We start from the raw sequence: 19,118 nt of genomic DNA, 5'->3' as shown, positions 1-19,118 counted from the left end.
CCGGAAACGAAAAAGCCCGCATGCGCGGGCTTTTTCATTGCGTGGCACACATCGCGTGCCCGCGGTCAGAACGTCTCGTCGGCGGACAGATAGCGCCATTGCCCCTGCGGCAGCGCGCCCAGCATCACACGCCCCATCCGCACGCGCTTGAGGCCGATCACGTCGAGGCCGACCAGTTCGCACATGCGCCGGATCTGGCGCTTCTTGCCTTCGCGCAGCACGAAGCGCAGCTGCTCGCCGTTCTGCCAGCTCACCATCGCGGGCTTCAGCGCAACGCCGTCGAGTTCGAGGCCGTGGCGCAGCTTCGCGAGCGATTCCGCGGGGAAGTGCTGGTCGATGTCGAGCAGCCGTTCGCCGAAACGCACCCGCACCAGGTACTCCTTGTCGATGTCCGACTGCTCGCCGATCAGCTGTTTCGCGATCCGGCCGTTCTGCGTCAGCACGAGCAGGCCGGTGGAATCGATGTCGAGCCGGCCGGCCGGCGCGAGCGCGTGCAGGTGCTGCGGCGAGAAGCGCTGCGGCGAATGGTCGCCGCTCCAGTGGTTCCCGCGCGTGATCAGCACGGCCGCCGGTTCATAACCGTCTTCAGCCTGACCCGACACATAGCCGACCGGCTTGTGCAGCAGGATCGTCACCTGCGCGGCCTGCTCGGCGCTCGCGCGTTCGTCGATCTCGATCTTCTGGTCGGCGCGCACCTTGGTGCCGAGCGTGTCGATGCGTTCGCCGTCGACGAGCACCCAGCCCTTTTCGATCCACTCGTCGGCTTCGCGGCGCGAGCACATGCCGAGTTCGGACATCCGCTTCGACAGGCGCATCAGGCCGGTTTCGTCGCCGTAGTCGATGTCGGCCGCCTGGCGCTTGACGGGTTGCGAGGTCTTCAGGCCTGCACCGGTCGAGCGGCGCTCGGTGCCGCTACGCTCGCCAGCGCGTGCGGGGCGAGCCGGGCGGTCGCCAAAGCTGCGCTTCGCGCCTTCGCCGGCTGCCTTGTCGCGATAGGGTGCGCGTGCGCCGCCTTCGCCGGTGCTTGCGCGGCGCGGACGTGCATCGTCTTCGCTGCGGCGAGCCGGACGGTCGGACGGCGTACGGCGGTCACCGAAGCTGCGCTTCGGGCCGTCGCCGGTTGCCTTGTCACGATAGGGTGCGCGCGCGCCGCCTTCGCCAGTGCTTGCGCGGCGCGGACGATCGTCATCGCTGCGACGGGGCGGGCGGTCGGACGGTGTACGGCTGTCGCCGAAGCTGCGCTTCGGGCCGTCGCCGGTTGCCTTGTCGCGATAGGGTGCGCGCGGGCCGCCTTCTGCGCCTGCGCGACGCGGACGTGCATCGTCATCGCTGCGGCGGGGCGGACGGTCGGACGGCGTACGGCTGTCGCCATAGCTGCGCTTCGGGCCGTCGCCAGTTGCCTTGTCGCGATAGGGTGCGCGCGGGCCGCCTTCTGCGCCTGCGCGACGCGGACGTGCATCGTCATCGCTGCGGCGGGGCGGACGGTCGGACGGCGTACGGCTGTCGCCATAGCTGCGCTTCGGGCCGTCGCCAGTTGCCTTGTCGCGATAGGGTGCGCGCGGGCCGCCTTCGGCACCTGCACGGCGCGGCCGTGCGTCGTCGTCGCTGCGGCGCGGCGGGCGGTCGCCGAAGCTGCGCTTCGGGCCGTCGCCAGTTGCCTTGTCGCGATAGGGTGCGCGCGGGCCACCTTCGGCACCTGCGCGGCGCGGACGTGCGTCGTCGTCGCTGCGGCGCGGTGGGCGGTCGCCATAGCTGCGCTTCGCACCTTCACCGGCTGCGTTGTCCCGATAGGGCGCACGCGGGCCGCCTTCGGCACCTGCGCGGCGCGGCCGTGCATCGTCATCGCCGCGACGGGGCGGGCGCGCGTCGGGATTGCCGCGGCTGAACGGCTTGTCGCCGCTGCTGCGGTTGCCGGCCGGCCGGGCATCGGCGCCGCGATACGGGCGGGACTCGCTGCGCTCGCCACGCGCCGCGGGCTTGCCGTCAGCGCCGCGATAGCTGCTGCGTTCGGCACCGCCGTCGCGCGGCGCACGCTTGGCCGTTGCGCGATCCGCGCCCGGGCGCTCGGCGCCCGCGGCGCCGCGCGGCTTGAACGTGCGTTCGCCGCCGGCAGCCGGGGCCGCCTTTTTCGGGCGCGCCGGCTTGTCTGCCGCGGGCGGCGGGGCGGGGCGCACCGCCTTGCGGGCAACGTGGCTGCCGGAGCGGACGGGTGCGCGGGTCGGCGACGCCGGCTGCGGATTCTTGACGGTGAGTTTGGTGCGCATAAACGCTGGGATTCATTCAGACTGCGATCGCGCGCAGCAATTCGGTTTCGAGCTGGATCTGCAGGCGGTTGTCGGACAAGCCGGCACCCGCGAGCAGGAAGATGTCCTCGACGCGTTCGCCGAGCGTATTGATCCGCGCCGCATGGACGCCGATCCGATGCTCGGCGAGTACGCGCGCGATCGAATAGAGAAGGCCCGGCCGGTCGTTGGCGGACACGGACAGGATGTAGTACTGGCCGCGCTCGTCGGCCCGCAGGTCGACGCGCGGCGTGATCGGAAACGTCCGGGACAGCCTCGACAGGCGGCCCTTGGACGGCTCCGGCAGCGGTGCCGTTTCGGCGAGCCGCGTCGCGAGCTGCTGCTCGACGAGATTCGCGATGTCGCGGTACCGCACGTCACGTTCGGTCTGCGTGACGATGAAGTTGTCGAGCGCATAGCCGTGCCGCGTCGTGCTGACGCGCGCGTCGAGCACCGACAGCCCGTTGCGGTCGAAATACGCGCAGATGCCCGCGAACAGGTCGGGGCGGTCCTTCACGTACACGAGCACCTGCAGCGCGTCGCCGATCGGCGACGGCCGCGCGCGGACGATCGCGGTTTCGGCGTTCACGTGCCGGTACAGCACACGCGTCTGCCACGCGATGTCGGCCGCATCGTGACGCAGGAAGAAGCCGATGTCGAGTTGATCCCATAGCGCGCGATGCGCGTCGTCGGGCACGGTCTCGAGGCGCAGCAGCGCGAGCGCCTGTTCCTGCCGCGACTTCAGTTCCGAATGCGCGTCCGGGTTGGCGCCGCCGAGCACCGCGAGCGTGATGCGGTACAGGTCCTCGAGCAGCTTGCCCTTCCACGTGTTCCACACCTTCGGGCTCGTGCCGCGGATATCGGCGACGGTCAGCAGGTAGAGCGCGGTGAGGCGTCGCTCGTTGCCGACGAGTTCGGCGAAGCGCTTGATGACTTCGGGGTCGCTCGTGTCCTGCTTCTGCGCGACCTGGCTCATCGTCAGGTGATGCTGGACGAGCCACACGATCAGCGCCGCGTCGTCGCCGGAGACGCCGTGTTCGCGGCAGAAGCGCCGCGCGTCGGCCATCCCGAGCGTCGAGTGGTCGCCGCCGCGGCCCTTCGCGATGTCGTGGAACAGCGCCGCAATATACAGCACCCACGGGCGCTCGAAGTTGCCGATCAGCTGGCTGCAGAACGGATATTCGTGCGCATGCTCGGCGACCGCGAAGCGGCGGATGTTGCGCAACACCATCAGGATGTGCTGATCGACCGTGTACACGTGATACAGGTCGTGCTGCATCTGGCCGACGATGCGGCGGAAGTTCAGCAGGTAACGACCGAGCACGCTCGTCTGGTTCATCAGCCGGAACGCGTGCGTGATTCCTTCGGGCTGCTGCAGGATCAGCATGAACGTGCGGCGGTTCTGCGGATCGCGGCGCCACGCGTTGTTCATGATTTCGCGCGAGTTGTACAGCGCGCGCAGCGTGCGTGCGGACAGGCCCTTCACGCCGCGGGTCGTTTCGTACAGCAGGAACGCTTCGAGGATCGCGTCGGGATGGCGCTCGAACACGCTGTCGTCGACGATCTCGAGCATCCCCTGCTTCTCGACGAAGCGATCGGGCGACAGCACGCGCGTGATGCCGCTCGTCGCGGGGAACAGCTGCGCCTCGATGTTCTGGATCAGGATCGTCGCGAGCTGCGTGACGGCCTTCGCGGCCCAGTAATAACGACGCATCAGCTGTTCGCTCGCGCGCTTGGCCTGCGTCGGCTGGTAGCCGAAGCTCTCGGCCGCCTGCGTCTGCAGGTCGAAGACGAGCATGTCCTGGCGGCGGCCGGCGATCACGTGCAGCCGTGCGCGCAGCGTCTTCAGGAAGCCTTCGTTGCGGCGCAGCTCGCGCGCTTCGCGTTCGGAGATGAGGCCGCGCGTGTCGAGCTCGCGCCAGCTGCTGCCGAAACCCGCCGCGCGTGCGATCCACAGGATCGTCTGCAGGTCGCGCAGCCCGCCGGGGCTTTCCTTCACGTTCGGTTCGAGGCTGTACGGCGTGTCCTGGAACTTCGCATGGCGCTGGCGCATCTCGAGCACTTTCGCGGTGTAGAACGCGCGGGCGTCGAGTGCCTCGTGGTAGCGCACCGTGAAGCGCTCGAACAGCGCGGTGCTGCCGACGATGCGGCGTGCTTCCAGCAGGGACGTCTGTACCGTGACGTCCTGCGATGCCTCCTCGATGCACTGCGCGACCGTGCGCACGCTGCTGCCGATCTCGAGGCCGAGATCCCACGCCATCCCGATGAAGCGTTCGATGCGCGCATCGAGCGCCGGGTCGTGCGCATCGGGCAGCAGCACGAGGATGTCGACGTCGGAATAGGGCGCGAGCTCGCCGCGCCCGTAGCCGCCGACGGCGACGAGCGCGAGTGTCGCGGGCAGCCCGCATTCGTCCCACACGCGCTTCAATGCGTCGTCGGTGAGTTTCGACAGCGCGTGCATCAGCGACGCGACGTTCGTCGCGCGGCGAAAGCGCTCGAGCATGTCGGTCTTGGCGGCCTTGAATTCGGCGCGCCGCGACAGCGCTTCGGGAGAGGGGGCAGCGTGAGCGCTCATGGGCGGCCGGTCAGTTGCGGGCGGGGCGGGCGGGCGCGACGGCGCTCAGACCGCGGCGGTCGGTTGCGCGAACACGGGGCGCGCCGGCGTGCCGGCCGACACGGTCAGCACGTCGTAGCCGGTTTCGGTGACGAGCACCGTGTGCTCCCACTGCGCGGACAGGCTGCGGTCGCGCGTCTTGACCGTCCACTGGTCGGGCATCGTGCGGATGTCGCGCTTGCCGGCGTTGATCATCGGCTCGATCGTGAAGATCATCCCGGGCTTCAGCTCGATGCCCGTGCCCGGCCGACCGTAATGGACGACCTGCGGATCCTCGTGGAACACCGTGCCGATGCCGTGGCCGCAGTATTCGCGCACGACGCTGTAGCCCTGTGCTTCCGCGTGCTTCTGGATCGCGTAGCCGATGTCGCCGAGGTGCGCGCCGGGCTTCACCTGGTCGATGCCGAGCCACATGCACTCGTAGGTGGTCTGCACGAGGCGCTTCGCGAGGATCGAACCCTCGCCGACGATGAACATCCGGCTCGTGTCGCCGAAGTAGCCGTTCTTGATCACGGTGACGTCGATGTTCAGCGCGTCGCCGTTCTTGATCACCTTCTCGCCGGGAATGCCGTGGCAGATCACGTCGTTGACGGAGATGCAGGTGGCCTTCGGGTACGGCGGGTAGCCGGGCGGCTGGTAGTTCAGCGGCGCGGGGATCGTGCCCTGCTCGTTGAGCATGAACTCGTGGCAGAGGCGGTCGAGTTCGGCGGTCGTGATGCCCGCGACGACGTGCGGCGTGATGAAGTCGAGCACTTCGCTCGCGAGACGGCAGGCGACGCGCATCTCGGCGATATCGTGTTCGTTTTTGAGCGTAATAGCCATCGAGGTATGCCTGGAATGCGGTGAATTGACGGATTATCGCACCTTATGGCGGGCCTCGCAGCCCCTGCCGGCCGCGCGGATGCGGGTTTTCGCGGATTGTCCGGCCGGCTGCCGCGCGGCAAGCGAAAGTGGTGCGCGACTTGAGAGCGGACAAATCGGCGTGCTATACTCTTTGGCTAAGTCGATATCCAAATGCTGAGTTTTCCCCATCTTGGGGCGGCATCGCGGTGAAAGGCTTACGGCACGGGCATTCCGCACGTGCCGAATCGCAAGCCGGCGCAACCAGGGTGCCGGCCGCGCTGAATTCGACGCCCTTCGGGGCAGGTTCGCGCGGCGGTACGGCAGCCGGCTTAAGACCCAACCCTCGTGGAGAATTTACATGGCAGTTACGATGCGCCAAATGCTGGAAGCGGGTGTCCACTTCGGTCACCAGACGCGCTTCTGGAACCCGAAGATGGCTCCGTTCATTTTCGGTCACCGCAACAAGATTCACATCATCAACCTCGAAAAGACGCTGCCGATGTTCACGGACGCACAGAAGTACGTGCGTCAGCTGGCAGCGAACCGCGGCACGATCCTGTTCGTCGGCACGAAGCGCCAGTCGCGCGACACGATCGCTCAGGAAGCGCAGCGCGCAGGCATGCCGTACGTCAACGCACGCTGGCTCGGCGGCATGATGACGAACTTCAAGACGCTGAAGGTGTCGATCAAGCGCCTGAAGGACATGGAAGCAGCCGTCGAATCGGGCGAAACCGAGAAGATGAGCAAGAAGGAAGCGCTGCTGTTCGAACGTGAGATCGCCAAGCTGCAAAAGTCGATCGGTGGCGTGAAGGACATGGGCGGCATTCCGGACGCGATCTTCGTCGTCGACGTCGGCTACCACAAGATTGCCGTCACGGAAGCGAACAAGCTGGGCGTGCCGGTCATCGCCGTGGTCGATACGAACCACTCGCCGGAAGGTGTGGACTACGTGATCCCGGGCAACGACGACTCGAGCAAGGCAGTCGCGCTGTACGCTGAAGGCGTGGCCGACGCGATCCTCGAAGGCCGTGCGAACGCGGTCAACGAAGTGGTCCAGGCAGCGCGCGGCGACGACGAGTACGTCGAGGAAAACGCGTAACTGGCCCCGAGCCGGCGCAAAAAGGGGGCTCTCAACAGGCCCCCTTTTTTTAAGCTTGTGCGCCGGACCTGATCGCGCCGAATCGGCGCGGGTCCGGAAACGAATCTCGGCCGTCCGCGTCAAAGCGGGCGGCGTTGTGAATACAGACTCAAGGAGCGAATGATGGCGGCAATTACCGCAAGCATGGTGGCAGAACTGCGCGCAAAGACCGACGCACCGATGATGGAGTGCAAGAAGGCGCTGACGGAAGCCGACGGCGATCTGGCCAAGGCTGAAGAGCTGCTGCGCGTCAAGCTCGGCAACAAGGCGAGCAAGGCGGCATCGCGCGTGACGGCCGAAGGCGTCGTCGCATCGTTCGTCGGCGGCAACGCAGGCGCGCTGGTCGAACTGAACTGCGAAACCGACTTCGTCGCGAAGAACGACGACTTCCTCGCGTTCTCGAAGACGGTCGCCGAACTCGTCGCGACGCAGAACCCGGCCGACGTGGCCGCGCTGTCGGCGCTGCCGCTCGAAGGCTCGACGGTCGACGCAGTGCGCCTGGCACTGGTCGGCAAGATCGGCGAGAACGTGTCGATCCGCCGTTTCGTCCGCTTCGAAACCGCGAACAAGATCGCGACGTACCTGCACGGCGCGCGTATCGGCGTGATCGTCGAGTACACGGGCGGCGAAGAGCAAGTCGGCAAGGACGTCGCGATGCACATCGCGGCAATGAAGCCGGTCGCGCTGTCGTCGGCTGATGTTCCGGCCGAGCTGATCGAGACGGAGCGCCGCGTGGCCGAGCAGAAGGCTGCGGAATCGGGCAAGCCGGCCGAGATCGTCGCGAAGATGGTCGACGGTAGCGTCCAGAAGTACCTGAAGGAAGTGTCGCTGCTGAACCAGACGTTCGTGAAGAACGACAAGCAGACGATCGAACAGATGCTGAAGGCAGCGAATGCCGCAGTGCAAAAGTTCGCGCTGTTCGTCGTCGGCGAAGGCATCGAGAAGCGCCAGGACGACTTCGCCGCCGAAGTGGCCGCGCAAGTCGCAGCAGCAAAGCAGCAGTAAGCAGTCAGGCAGTATCCGCGGCGGGCGTCCGCTCCGCCGCGGTCGGCGCCGCCGCCGGCCGGCCGGGAAACCCGGTCCGACCGGCGGCGCTTGCCCGAATCAGTATTTCGCCCCTACAGTTCGTGGTTGTCATCCTCTCGTCGCTCGGAAGCCCCTATGTCCAATGCCTATAAACGCGTCCTCCTCAAACTCTCCGGCGAAGCGCTGATGGGCGACGATGCCTTTGGCATCAATCGCGCGACGATCGAACGGATGGTGGCCGATATCGCCGAAGTCGTGCGTCTCGGGACGCAGCTTGCGGTCGTGATCGGCGGCGGTAATATTTTCCGCGGTGTCGCGGGTGGCGCAGCCGGCATGGACCGCGCGACCGCCGACTACATGGGGATGCTCGCGACGATGATGAACGCGCTGGCGCTGCAGGACGCGATGCGCCACGCCGGCATCGAGGCGCGCGTGCAGTCCGCGCTGCGGATGGACCAGGTCGTCGAGCCGTACATCCGTCCGCGCGCGATCCGTCAGCTCGAGGAAGGCCGCGTCGTGATCTTCGCGGCCGGCACGGGCAACCCGTTCTTCACGACGGACACGGCCGCCGCGCTGCGCGGTTCGGAAGTGGGCGCCGAGGTCGTACTGAAGGCGACCAAGGTCGATGGCGTATATTCTGCCGATCCGAAGAAGGATCCGGCGGCCACGCGCTACACGACGATCAGCTTCGACGAGGCGATCAGCCGCAACCTGCAGGTGATGGACGCGACGGCCTTTGCGCTGTGCCGCGACCAGAAGCTGCCGATTCGCGTGTTTTCGATCAACAAGCCGGGCGCGCTCAAGCGCATCGTGCTGGGCGAGGACGAAGGTACGCTCGTCCACGTGTAAACTCCCGCGGATGCGGGTCGTCGGCCCTGGTGCGCATGGTGCGCCGGGCAGTGCCCGCGTTTTTTGAAGGTTTGAAGGTTCGGAGGTTGAAATGAGTGTCGCTGATACCAAGAAGGGCGTCGAGCAGAAGATGCAGCGCTCGATCGATGCATTCAAGAGCGATCTGGCGAAGATCCGTACGGGCCGTGCGCACACCGGCATGCTCGATCACGTGCAGGTCGACTACTACGGGTCGATGGTGCCGATCTCGCAAGTCGCCAACATGACGCTCGTCGACGCGCGCACGATCGGTGTGCAGCCGTGGGAAAAGCCGATGGTCGCGAAGGTCGAGAAGGCCATTCGCGAAGCCGATCTCGGCCTGAACCCGGCAACGTCCGGCGACCTGATCCGCGTGCCGATGCCCGCGCTGACGGAAGAGCGCCGCCGCGAGCTGACCAAGGTCGTCAAGAGCGAAGGCGAAACGGCCAAGGTCGCGATCCGCAACCTGCGCCGCGACGCGAACGAAGCGCTCAAGAAGCTCGTGAAGGACAAGGAAATCTCGGAAGACGACGAGCGCCGTGCGAGCGACGACGTGCAAAAGCTGACCGACAAGCACGTGGCCGAAATCGACAAGCTCGTGCAAAGCAAGGAAGCCGAGATCATGACGGTCTGACGACCGTCCTCGCGCGCCGCCTTCTTCCCGCATTACTGTCTCAACGGCCATGACCTATACCAGCTCTACCGTTCGCGTGCCTGACGTCGGCGTCGTGCCGCGTCACATCGCGATCATCATGGACGGCAACGGCCGTTGGGCGACCGAACGCCGCTTGCCGCGCGTCGCGGGGCATACCCGCGGCGTCGATGCCGTGCGGGCGGTGGTCGAAGGCTGTGCGCGCGCCGGTGTCGAATACCTGACGCTGTTCGCGTTCAGTTCGGAAAACTGGCGCCGGCCGAACGACGAAGTGTCGTTCCTGATGCGGCTGTTCATCACCGCGCTCGAGCGCGAGGTCGGCAAGCTGCATGCGAACGGGATCCGCCTGCGTGTCGTGGGCGATCTCGATCGCTTCGAGCCGCGCATTCGCGAACTGATTCGCCGCGCCGAAACCAAGACGGCGCGCAATACCCGTCTGACGCTCACCATCGCGGCCAACTACGGCGGCCGGTGGGACATCCTGCAGGCGACGAAGAAACTCGTCGAGCAGGCCGTGCGCGAGGGTCGCGAGGTCGAAGTGACCGAGGACGCGTTCGCGCCGCACCTGGCGATGGCCTATGCGCCGGAGCCGGATCTCTTCATCCGTACCGGCGGCGAGCAGCGCGTCAGCAACTTCCTGCTGTGGCAGCTCGCGTACGCCGAATTCTATTTCACCGACAAATACTGGCCGGATTTCGACGGCGCTGCGCTGGCCGACGCGATGGCGTCGTATACCGAGCGCGAGCGCCGTTTCGGGCGCACGAGTGCGCAGCTCGAACCGCAATCGCAGAACGCCGATTCCCTTTCATGCTGAAAACCCGTGTGATCACGGCGCTCGTGATGCTGGCGGTGCTGCTGCCGGTGACGCTGTTTGCGCCGCTCGGCGCGTTCGGGGCGCTGATCGGCGCCGTGCTCGTGTTTGCCGCGTGGGAGTGGGCGCGCCTGCTGAAGCTCGGCGGCGCCGGCCCGGTCGTCTATGCGGTCGTCGCGGCGCTTGCGCTGGCGGCCACCACGCCGCTCGGCATTGACGTGGCTTCGTCCCGTCCCCTTTTCATGGCGGCCGGCGTGTTCTGGCTGCTGGTCGGTCCGTTCGCGCTGCGGCGCAAGCCCGAACTCGCGGGCGGCGTATGGCGGCCGTTCCTGCTGGCAGCCGGCCTCGTGATGTTCGCGGCCTGCTGGCATGCGCTCGTCGCGGCGCGCGCGCAGGGCGTGCCGTTCGTGCTGTCGCTGCTTCTGGTCGTCTGGCTGGCCGATATCGGTGCATACTTCGCGGGCAAAGCCTTCGGAAAGCGTAAACTGGCCATTACGATCAGTCCCGGGAAGAGCTGGGAAGGCGCGATCGGCGGCTGGCTCGCGGTGATGCTCGTCGCCGGCGTCGCGATGGTTGCGCACGCGTTCGAGCCGACCCTGTTTTCTGCATTCGCCGCGCGCTACGGTATGCCCGGTGCATGGGCCGCGCTGACGCTGCTGGTCGCGTACAGCGTGATCGGCGACCTGTTCGAGTCGCTGCTGAAGCGGCAGGCGGGCGTGAAGGATTCGAGCGGACTGCTGCCTGGCCATGGCGGCGTGCTCGACCGTGTCGACGCGCTGCTGCCGGTGTTGCCGCTCGCGATGCTGCTGCTTGGTTAAACCACTATCTCTGTTATGCAAAAACGTCTGACATTGCTCGGTTCCACGGGCTCGATCGGAGACAGCACGCTCGACGTGGTCGCGCGCCACCCCGAACGATTCTCGGTCTACGCGCTGACCGCGCACCGCAACGGCGACAAGCTCGTCGAGCAGTGTCTGCGCTTCGCGCCTGAAGTGGCGGTGGTCGGCGATGCCGCGACGGCCGCGCAGGTCGACGCGAAGCTGCGCGCGGCGGGCAGCAAGACGACCGTGCTGCACGGGCCGCAGGCGCTCGTCGACGTGTCGAAGAGCGACGGTTGCGACACGGTGGTCGCGGCGATCGTCGGCGCGGCCGGCCTCGCGCCGAGCCTCGCGGCCGCGCGTGCGGGCAAGCGGATCCTGCTGGCGAACAAGGAAGCGCTCGTGATGTCGGGCGCGATCTTCATGGACGCCGTGCGCGACCATGGCGCGATCCTGCTGCCGGTCGACAGCGAACACAACGCGATTTTCCAGTGCATGCCGCGCGATGCGGCCGAGCACGGCGGGATCTCGAAGATCATCCTGACCGCGTCGGGCGGCCCGTTCCGCACGCGCGAGCCGGCCACGCTCGTCGATGTGACGCCGGACGAGGCGTGCAAGCACCCGAACTGGGTGATGGGCCGCAAGATCTCGGTCGATTCCGCGACGATGATGAACAAGGGCCTCGAGGTGATCGAGGCGCACTGGATCTTCGGGCTGCCGGGCGACCGGATCGACGTGCTGATCCACCCGCAGAGCGTGATCCACTCGCTCGTGTCGTACCGCGACGGTTCGGTGCTCGCGCAGCTCGGCAACCCCGACATGCGCACGCCGATCGCGCACGCGCTCGCGTTCCCCGATCGCGTCGATGCGGGCGTCGACCAGCTCGACCTCGCGCAGATCGCCCAGCTGTCGTTCGAAAAGCCCGATTACGCGCGCTTCCCGTGCCTCGCGCTGGCGCTGAAGGCGCTTGAGGAAGGCGGTATCGCGAGCGCGGCATTGAACGCGGCGAACGAAGTTGCGGTCGAAGCGTTTCTCGAGCGCCGGATTGGCTTCATGGCGATCGCCGCAACGGTCGACGCCGTGCTCAACGCGCTGCCGAACCGTGCACCCGACGGGCTCGACGACGTCCTGGCGGCGGATGCCGAGGCACGCCGCCTCGCCGCCGCGATCATTGCAAAAGCGCCTGCGCCCCGCGTGGAACGTACTGTCTGAATGGAGTGCTCATGAACGTGCTGGTCGAACTGATCGCGTTTGCGGTGGCGATCGGGGTGCTGGTCGTCGTGCATGAGTACGGACATTATCGCGTCGCGCGCTGGTGCGGCGTGAAGGTGCTGCGTTTCTCGATCGGCTTCGGCCAGCCCGTCGCGCGCTGGGTCAGCCGCAGGACGGGCACCGAGTGGACGCTGTCCGCGCTGCCGCTCGGTGGCTACGTGAAGATGCTCGACGAGCGCGATCCGGGCCCCGGCATCAAGCCCGAGGAGCTCGGGCAGGCGTTCAACCGGCAGTCGGTCTACAAGCGCATCGCGATCGTCGCGGCCGGGCCCATCGCGAACTTCCTGTTGGCAATCGCACTGTTTTCCGTCGTATTCGCCACCGGCGTGACCGAGCCGGCCGCGGTCGTCGCGCCGCCGGCCGCCGGTACGGCGGCGGCGCGCGCCGGTTTCGACGGCAGCGAGACGATCGTGTCGATCCGCGATGCGCAGGGCGGTGAGTCGGAGCCGGTGCGATCGTGGTCGGACCTGCGCTGGAAGCTGCTGGCGGCCGCGTTCGATCACCGCGAGATCGTGCTCGGCGCGCGCGACGGCAGCGCGACGTTCGATTTCCGCGTCGACCTCCGCAATGTTCCCGAAAGTCAGCTCGACGACGATTTCATGGCCCACCTGGGCTTCGAGACCGGCGGCGGCACGCTGTCGGTCGCGTCGGTGCAGCCCGGCAGCGCGGCGGAGCAGGCGGGCCTGAAGGCCGGCGACAAGCTGGTCGCGCTCGACGGCAAGCCGATCGGCGGCGCGTCGCGGTTCATCGATTCGGTGAAGCACCATGCGGGCAAGCAGCTCGACCTGAAGATCGAGCGCGACGGCGCCGCGCAAACGGTATCGATCGTGCCGCAGATGCAGCGCGACGACGAATCGGGGCAGCAGGTCGGTCGCATCGGCGCGGCGCTGTCGATGCACACGCCGTCGGTCGACGTGCGCTACGGGCCGATCGAGAGCCTGCAGCTCGGCGTGCACCGCACGTGGGACATCTCCGTGTATTCGCTGCGAATGTTCGGGCGGATGATCACGGGCAACGCGTCGCTGAAGAATCTATCCGGCCCCGTGACGATCGCGGACTACGCGGGCAAGAGTGCACGGCTCGGTCCGTCGGCCTTCCTGTCGTTCCTCGCCCTTGTCAGCATTAGCCTTGGCGTCCTGAACTTGTTGCCGATTCCCGTTTTGGACGGGGGGCATCTGTTATATTATGCGGTTGAAGCCGCGACCGGGAAAGCCGTCTCGGAGCGCTGGCAGCTGATTCTGCAAAGAGCCGGGTTGATCTGCATCGTCGCGTTGTCGGCGATCGCGCTGTTCAACGATCTGGCTCGGTTAATCCATTTCTGAAGCGTCAGGCGGCGGCCGCTCGGCAGCCGCCCGATTTGATGCAGCTAAATATTGGGGATGCATGTTGTTCAAACCTCATCGCTTTGTACCTAAGACAGTTGCGGCGGCCGCGCTTGCCGCTCACGGCCTCGCGGCGCACGCAGCGGCACCGTTCGTGGTGCAAGACATCAAGATCGAGGGGCTGCAGCGCGTCGAAGCGGGTTCGGTGTTCGCATATCTGCCGATCAAGCAGGGCGATACCTTCACGGACGACAAGGCATCCGAAGCAATCCGCGCGCTGTACGCGACGGGCTTTTTCAACGACGTTCGCATCGCCACGCAGGGCAACGTCGTCATCGTGCAGGTGCAGGAGCGTCCGGCCATCGCGTCGATCGACTTCACCGGCACGAAGGAATTCGACAAGGACAACCTGACGAAGGCGCTGCGCGCAGTCGGCCTCGCCGACGGCCGCTACTACGACAAGGCGCTGGTCGACAAGGCGGAGCAGGAGCTCAAGCGCCAGTACCTCACGCGCGGCTTCTACGCGGCCGAGGTCAAGACGACGGTCACGCCGGTCGACGCGAACCGCGTGTCGATCCTGTTCGCGGTGGCCGAAGGCCCGAGCGCGAAGATCCGCCAGATCAACTTCATCGGCAACAAGGCGTTCAAGACCAGCACGCTGCGCGACGAGATGCAGCTGTCGACGCCGAACTGGTTCTCCTGGTACACGAAGAACGACCTGTACTCGAAGGAAAAGCTGACGGGCGACCTCGAGGCCGTGCGCTCGTACTACCTGAATCGCGGCTACCTCGAGTTCAACATCGAGTCGACCCAGGTGTCGATCTCGCCCGACAAGAAGGACATGTACCTGACGGTCACGCTGCACGAAGGCGAGCCGTACACGGTGTCGGGCATCAAGCTGTCGGGCAACCTGCTCGATCGCGAGGCCGAACTCAACAAGCTGATCAAGATCAAGCCGGGCGACCGCTTCTCGGCCGAAAAGCTGCAGCAGACCACCAAGTCGATCGTCGACAAGCTGGGCGAATACGGCTATGCATTCGCGGCCGTCAACGCGCAGCCGGACATCGACCAGGCGAACCACAAGGTGAACCTGAACCTCGTCGTCGATCCGAGCCGCCGCGTGTACGTGCGCCGCATCAACGTCGTCGGCAACACGCGTACGCGCGACGAAGTGGTGCGCCGCGAAATGCGCCAGCTCGAAAGCTCGTGGTTCGATTCGAACCGTCTCGCGCTGTCGAAGGACCGCGTGAACCGTCTCGGCTACTTCACCAACGTCGACGTGACGACGGTGCCGGTCGAAGGCACGAACGACCAGGTCGACGTGAACGTGAAGGTCGACGAAAAGCCGACCGGCGCGATCACGCTGGGTGCCGGCTTCTCGTCGACGGACAAGGTCGTGCTGTCGGCCGGTGTGTCGCAGGACAACGTGTTCGGTTCGGGTACCAGCCTGTCGGTGAACGTCAACACCGCGAAGAGCTACCGCACGCTGACCGTCACGCAGGTCGACCCGTACTTCACGGTCGACGGCATCAAGCGGATCACGGACGTCTACTACCGCACGTACCAGCCGCTCTACTATTCGACGAGCTCGAGCTTCCGGATCATCAGCGCGGGCGGCAACCTGAAGTTCGGCATTCCGTTCTCGGAAGTCGACACCGTCTACTTCGGCGCGGGCTTCGAGCAGAACCGCCTCGACGTCGATTCGAACACGCCGCAGAGCTACCAGGATTACGTGAACCAGTTCGGCCGCGTGTCGAACACGGTGCCGCTGACCGTCGCGTGGTCGCGCGACGCGCGTGACAGCGCGCTGATTCCGAGCCGCGGCTACTTCACGCAGGCGAACATGGAGTACGGCGTGCCGGTCGGCAAGATCCAGTACTACAAGGCCGACCTGCAGGCGCAGTACTACTATTCGTTCTCGCGCGGCTTCATCCTGGGCATGAACCTGCAGGGTGGCTACGGTAACGGTATCGGCAACCCGTACCCGATCTTCAAGAACTACTACGCGGGCGGTATCGGCTCTGTGCGTGGCTACGAGCCGAGCTCGCTGGGCCCGCGCGACACGAAGACGAACGACCCGATCGGCGGTTCGAAGATGCTGGTCGGCAACATCGAACTGACGTTCCCGCTGCCGGGCACGGGCTACGACCGCACGCTGCGCGTGTTCACGTTCCTCGACGGCGGTAACGTGTGGGGCAACGCGCCGGGCGGCACGAGTACGGGCGCCAACGGCCTGCGTTACGGCTATGGTGTGGGTCTGGCGTGGATCTCGCCGATCGGCCCGCTGAAGCTGAGCCTCGGTTTCCCGCTGCAGAAGCACGAAGGCGACCAGTATCAGAAATTCCAGTTCCAGATCGGGACGGCGTTCTGATCGAACGCATGACAACAGCAACGAGAGGGTAATTTTGCTAACCGGTAAGTTTTCGAAACGAGTGATGTGCGCGCTGACCGTTGCGCTGGCCTTGGGCGCGGCAACGGTGCACGCACAGGACGTCGCCCGCATCGCGGCGGTCAATTCGGATCGGATCCTGCGCGAGTCGGCGCCCGCGAAGGCGGCGCAGACGAAGCTCGAAGCCGAGTTCGCGAAGCGCGACAAGGATCTGCAGGACCTGGCGGCGCGTCTGAAGTCGATGTCCGATTCGCTCGACAAGAACGGCACGTCGCTGTCGGCGGCCGATCGTGCGCAGAAGCAGCGCGATCTCGCGCAGCTCGATACCGACTTCCAGCGCAAGCAGCGCGAGTTCCGCGAAGACCTGAACCAGCGTCGCAACGAGGAACTGGCGGCCGTGCTGGAGCGGGCGAACAAGGTCATCAAGCAGATTGCCGAGCAGCAGAATTACGACCTGATCGTGCAGGAAGCCGTGTACGTCAGCCCGCGCATCGACATCACCGACAAGGTGCTCAAGGCGCTCGCGTCCGGCTCGACGAACTGAACGGAGCAGACGACGAATGGCATTGACGCTTGAGGAACTCGTAAAGCGGTTCGGCGGCGATATCGCCGGCGACGCACAGTGCAAGGTGAGCGGGCTCGCACCGCTCGACCAGGCAGGCCCTCAGCAGCTCGCGTTCCTCGCGAATCCGAAGTACCTGTCGCAGGTCGAGTCGACCCGCGCAGGCGCGGTGTTGATCGCACCGAAGGATCTGGAAAAGCTGGGCGCGGCCGCTAACGGCCGCACTTTCGTTGTGACGCCGAATCCGTACGCGTACTTCGCGCGCGTCGCGCAGTTGTTCATCGACCTGGCCACGCCGCAGCGCGCCGTCGGCGTGCATCCGAGCGCGACGATCGATCCGGCCGCGCAGGTCGCCGCGAGCGCGGTGATCGGCCCGCACGTGACGGTCGAGGCCGGCGCGGTGATCGAAGACGGCGTGCAGCTCGACGCGAACGTATTCGTCGGCCGCGGCACGACGATCGGCGCGGGCTCGCATCTTTATCCGAACGCATCGGTGTACCACGGCTGCAAGGTCGGCCCGCGCGCGATCATCCATTCGGGTGCCGTGATCGGCTCCGACGGCTTCGGCTTCGCGCCGGATTTCGTCGGCGACGGCGACGCGCGCACCGGCAGCTGGGTCAAGATCCCGCAGGTCGGTGGCGTATCGATCGGCCCGGACGTCGAGATCGGCGCGAACACGACGATCGATCGCGGTGCGATGGCGGATACCGTCATCGAGGAATGCGTGAAGATCGACAATCAGGTGCAGATCGCCCACAACTGCCGGATCGGCGCCTACACGGTGATCGCCGGCAAGGCAGGCATCGCGGGCAGCACGACGATCGGCCGCCACTGCATGATCGGCGGCGCGGCCGGGATCGCCGGCCACGTGACGCTCGGCGACTATGTCATCATCACCGCGAATTCGGGCGTGTCGAAGTCGCTGCCGAAGGCCGGCATCTATACCAGCGCGTTCCCGGCCGTCGACCACGGCGAATGGAACAAGAGCGCCGCGCTCGTGCGCAATCTCGACAAGCTGCGTGATCGCATCAAGGCGCTCGAAGCCACGCTTGCCGCCCAGGGCGGCACGGACGCCTGAGCGCACCATGCGAGACCACGAACCGGGCACGGCCAGCGCAACCGGCCCGGTTTGCCAGACTGGGCCGCGCGGCGGCCCGCTTCAGCCTTTGCATCACCACCGCGCAGCATCTGCGTGAGACGAACCATCATGAGCACTGAAAAAATCAATCTCGACATCCACAAGATCCTCACGCTGCTGCCGCATCGCTACCCAATTCTGCTCGTCGATCGCGTGCTCGAACTCGAGCCGCACAAAGGGATCAAAGCGCTGAAGAACGTGTCGATCAACGAGCCGTTCTTCCAGGGGCATTTCCCGAAGCGGCCGGTGATGCCGGGTGTGCTGATCCTCGAGGCGCTCGCGCAGGCCGCGGCGCTGCTGACCTTCGCGGAAGAGCAGCCGAAGGATCCGGAGAACACGCTGTACTACTTCGTCGGGATCGACGGCGCACGCTTCAAGCGGGTGGTCGAACCGGGCGATCAACTGATTCTGAACGTGACGTTCGAACGCTACATCCGCGGCATCTGGAAATTCAAGGCGGTGGCGGAAGTGGACGGGAAGGTGGCGGCGGAAGCCGAGCTGATGTGCACGGTCAAGACGACCGACGCGGCGCCCTGAGCGACGCGGCACGCATGGGCAACGCAACGCGACACATCACATCGAGAGGCAACGGCGCATGACCAGGATTCATCCCACCGCGATTGTCGAACCGGGCGCGCAGATCGACGAGTCGGTCGAGATCGGCCCGTACGCGATCGTCGGTCCGCATGTCACGATCGGCGCGCGCACGACGATCGGCTCGCACAGCGTGATCGAAGGCCATACGACGCTCGGCGAGGACAACCGCATCGGCCATTACGCGTCGGTCGGCGGCCGTCCGCAGGACATGAAGTACAAGGACGAGCCGACGAAGCTCGTGATCGGCAATCGCAACACGATCCGCGAATTCACGACGATCCACACGGGCACCGTGCAGGACGTCGGCGTGACGACGCTCGGCGACGACAACTGGATCATGGCCTACGTGCACATCGGCCATGACTGCCGGGTCGGCAACCACGTGATCCTGTCGAGCAACGCGCAGATGGCCGGCCACGTCGAGATCGGCGACTGGGCGATCGTCGGCGGGATGTCGGGCGTTCACCAGTTCGTGCGCATCGGTGCGCACTCGATGCTGGGCGGCGCGTCGGCACTCGTCCAGGACATTCCGCCGTTCGTGATCGCGGCAGGCAACAAGGCCGAGCCGCACGGGATCAACGTCGAAGGGCTGCGCCGGCGCGGCTTCTCGGCCGACGCGATCTCGGCGCTGCGCAGCGCGTACCGCCTGCTGTACAAGAACGGCCTGTCGTTCGAGGAAGCGAAGGTGCAACTGCGCGAGCTGGCGGAGGCGGGCGGCGAGGGCGATGCGCCCGTGAAGGCGCTCGTCGAGTTCATCGACGCGTCTCAACGCGGCATCATCCGCTAA

16 protein-coding genes are annotated in these 19,118 nt (G+C 66.3%); 13 read left to right on the top strand and 3 right to left on the bottom strand.

The window, feature by feature from the left end; translation table 11 throughout:
- Positions 1–65: 65 nt before the first annotated feature.
- From ACTRWB_RS22155 to map, 3 genes are read right to left on the bottom strand one after another with little or no spacing between them, the layout of a single operon-like run.
- Positions 66–2,264, bottom strand: coding sequence for a pseudouridine synthase (locus tag ACTRWB_RS22155; RefSeq protein ID WP_446903226.1), 2,199 nt, complete (start codon positions 2,262–2,264; stop codon positions 66–68).
- A gap of 16 nt (positions 2,265–2,280) precedes the next feature.
- Complete coding sequence (locus ACTRWB_RS22150) at positions 2,281–4,857, bottom strand: [protein-PII] uridylyltransferase (RefSeq protein WP_193098630.1); 2,577 nt, start codon at positions 4,855–4,857, stop codon at positions 2,281–2,283.
- A 45-nt stretch (positions 4,858–4,902) separates the two neighbouring features.
- Positions 4,903–5,718 (bottom strand): type I methionyl aminopeptidase, encoded by an 816-nt coding sequence (map, locus tag ACTRWB_RS22145; RefSeq protein ID WP_129512429.1) that lies wholly within the window; start codon positions 5,716–5,718, stop codon positions 4,903–4,905.
- Between the two features lie 379 nt (positions 5,719–6,097).
- Between map and rpsB the strand changes: the two genes are divergently transcribed.
- The 13 genes from rpsB (at position 6,098) to lpxA (ending at position 19,118) form a co-directional block, all read left to right on the top strand.
- Positions 6,098–6,838, top strand: coding sequence for a 30S ribosomal protein S2 (gene rpsB, locus ACTRWB_RS22140; protein ID WP_011352461.1), 741 nt, complete (start codon positions 6,098–6,100; stop codon positions 6,836–6,838).
- A 162-nt stretch (positions 6,839–7,000) separates the two neighbouring features.
- Positions 7,001–7,882, top strand: a complete 882-nt coding sequence (gene tsf / locus ACTRWB_RS22135) for a translation elongation factor Ts (RefSeq protein WP_048248633.1) — start codon at positions 7,001–7,003, stop codon at positions 7,880–7,882.
- 156 nt (positions 7,883–8,038) lie between these two features.
- The gene (gene pyrH / locus ACTRWB_RS22130) at positions 8,039–8,752 is read left to right on the top strand and encodes a UMP kinase (RefSeq protein WP_128848396.1); all 714 of its coding nucleotides are present in this window, start codon (positions 8,039–8,041) and stop codon (positions 8,750–8,752) included.
- 91 nt (positions 8,753–8,843) lie between these two features.
- On the top strand, positions 8,844–9,404 hold the full coding sequence (frr, locus tag ACTRWB_RS22125; protein WP_048248629.1) for a ribosome recycling factor: 561 nt from the start codon (positions 8,844–8,846) through the stop codon (positions 9,402–9,404).
- Between the two features lie 49 nt (positions 9,405–9,453).
- On the top strand, positions 9,454–10,236 hold the full coding sequence (uppS, locus tag ACTRWB_RS22120) for a polyprenyl diphosphate synthase (RefSeq protein WP_006478494.1): 783 nt from the start codon (positions 9,454–9,456) through the stop codon (positions 10,234–10,236).
- Complete coding sequence (locus ACTRWB_RS22115; protein ID WP_129512428.1) at positions 10,230–11,051, top strand: phosphatidate cytidylyltransferase; 822 nt, start codon at positions 10,230–10,232, stop codon at positions 11,049–11,051. The genes uppS and ACTRWB_RS22115 overlap by 7 nt, the downstream gene beginning before the upstream one ends.
- 15 nt (positions 11,052–11,066) lie before the next feature.
- Positions 11,067–12,263, top strand: a complete 1,197-nt coding sequence (locus ACTRWB_RS22110) for a 1-deoxy-D-xylulose-5-phosphate reductoisomerase (protein ID WP_129512427.1) — start codon at positions 11,067–11,069, stop codon at positions 12,261–12,263.
- A gap of 11 nt (positions 12,264–12,274) precedes the next feature.
- Positions 12,275–13,645 (top strand): RIP metalloprotease RseP, encoded by a 1,371-nt coding sequence (gene rseP, locus ACTRWB_RS22105; protein ID WP_446903225.1) that lies wholly within the window; start codon positions 12,275–12,277, stop codon positions 13,643–13,645.
- Between the two features lie 61 nt (positions 13,646–13,706).
- Positions 13,707–16,016 (top strand): outer membrane protein assembly factor BamA, encoded by a 2,310-nt coding sequence (gene bamA / locus ACTRWB_RS22100; protein WP_446903224.1) that lies wholly within the window; start codon positions 13,707–13,709, stop codon positions 16,014–16,016.
- Between the two features lie 64 nt (positions 16,017–16,080).
- Positions 16,081–16,578, top strand: coding sequence for an OmpH family outer membrane protein (locus tag ACTRWB_RS22095; RefSeq protein ID WP_048248617.1), 498 nt, complete (start codon positions 16,081–16,083; stop codon positions 16,576–16,578).
- A gap of 16 nt (positions 16,579–16,594) precedes the next feature.
- Complete coding sequence (gene lpxD / locus ACTRWB_RS22090) at positions 16,595–17,674, top strand: UDP-3-O-(3-hydroxymyristoyl)glucosamine N-acyltransferase (RefSeq protein WP_446903223.1); 1,080 nt, start codon at positions 16,595–16,597, stop codon at positions 17,672–17,674.
- Between the two features lie 129 nt (positions 17,675–17,803).
- On the top strand, positions 17,804–18,271 hold the full coding sequence (fabZ, locus tag ACTRWB_RS22085; protein ID WP_017331951.1) for a 3-hydroxyacyl-ACP dehydratase FabZ: 468 nt from the start codon (positions 17,804–17,806) through the stop codon (positions 18,269–18,271).
- 58 nt (positions 18,272–18,329) lie between these two features.
- Positions 18,330–19,118 (top strand): acyl-ACP--UDP-N-acetylglucosamine O-acyltransferase, encoded by a 789-nt coding sequence (gene lpxA / locus ACTRWB_RS22080; protein WP_129512423.1) that lies wholly within the window; start codon positions 18,330–18,332, stop codon positions 19,116–19,118.

It is taken from the genome of Burkholderia sp. YIM B11467, assembly GCF_052952715.1.
Note: the sequence above shows the minus strand (reverse complement) of the source record. Positions and strands in the feature narration are given on the sequence as shown.

Excerpts from the sequence above, each read along its gene's own strand:
- uppS (WP_006478494.1), top strand. The coding sequence starts at position 9,454 with ATGACCTATACCAGCTCTACCGTTCGCGTGCCTGACGTCGGCGTCGTG.
- ACTRWB_RS22115 (WP_129512428.1), top strand. The coding sequence starts at position 10,230 with ATGCTGAAAACCCGTGTGATCACGGCGCTCGTGATGCTGGCGGTGCTG.
- pyrH (WP_128848396.1), top strand. The coding sequence starts at position 8,039 with ATGTCCAATGCCTATAAACGCGTCCTCCTCAAACTCTCCGGCGAAGCG.
- map (WP_129512429.1), bottom strand. The coding sequence starts at position 5,718 with ATGGCTATTACGCTCAAAAACGAACACGATATCGCCGAGATGCGCGTC.
- lpxA (WP_129512423.1), top strand. The coding sequence starts at position 18,330 with ATGACCAGGATTCATCCCACCGCGATTGTCGAACCGGGCGCGCAGATC.
- ACTRWB_RS22155 (WP_446903226.1), bottom strand. The coding sequence starts at position 2,264 with ATGCGCACCAAACTCACCGTCAAGAATCCGCAGCCGGCGTCGCCGACC.
- rpsB (WP_011352461.1), top strand. The coding sequence starts at position 6,098 with ATGGCAGTTACGATGCGCCAAATGCTGGAAGCGGGTGTCCACTTCGGT.
- tsf (WP_048248633.1), top strand. The coding sequence starts at position 7,001 with ATGGCGGCAATTACCGCAAGCATGGTGGCAGAACTGCGCGCAAAGACC.
- bamA (WP_446903224.1), top strand. The coding sequence starts at position 13,707 with ATGTTGTTCAAACCTCATCGCTTTGTACCTAAGACAGTTGCGGCGGCC.
- fabZ (WP_017331951.1), top strand. The coding sequence starts at position 17,804 with ATGAGCACTGAAAAAATCAATCTCGACATCCACAAGATCCTCACGCTG.
- ACTRWB_RS22150 (WP_193098630.1), bottom strand. The coding sequence starts at position 4,857 with ATGAGCGCTCACGCTGCCCCCTCTCCCGAAGCGCTGTCGCGGCGCGCC.
- frr (WP_048248629.1), top strand. The coding sequence starts at position 8,844 with ATGAGTGTCGCTGATACCAAGAAGGGCGTCGAGCAGAAGATGCAGCGC.
- rseP (WP_446903225.1), top strand. The coding sequence starts at position 12,275 with ATGAACGTGCTGGTCGAACTGATCGCGTTTGCGGTGGCGATCGGGGTG.
- lpxD (WP_446903223.1), top strand. The coding sequence starts at position 16,595 with ATGGCATTGACGCTTGAGGAACTCGTAAAGCGGTTCGGCGGCGATATC.
- ACTRWB_RS22110 (WP_129512427.1), top strand. The coding sequence starts at position 11,067 with ATGCAAAAACGTCTGACATTGCTCGGTTCCACGGGCTCGATCGGAGAC.
- ACTRWB_RS22095 (WP_048248617.1), top strand. The coding sequence starts at position 16,081 with ATGTGCGCGCTGACCGTTGCGCTGGCCTTGGGCGCGGCAACGGTGCAC.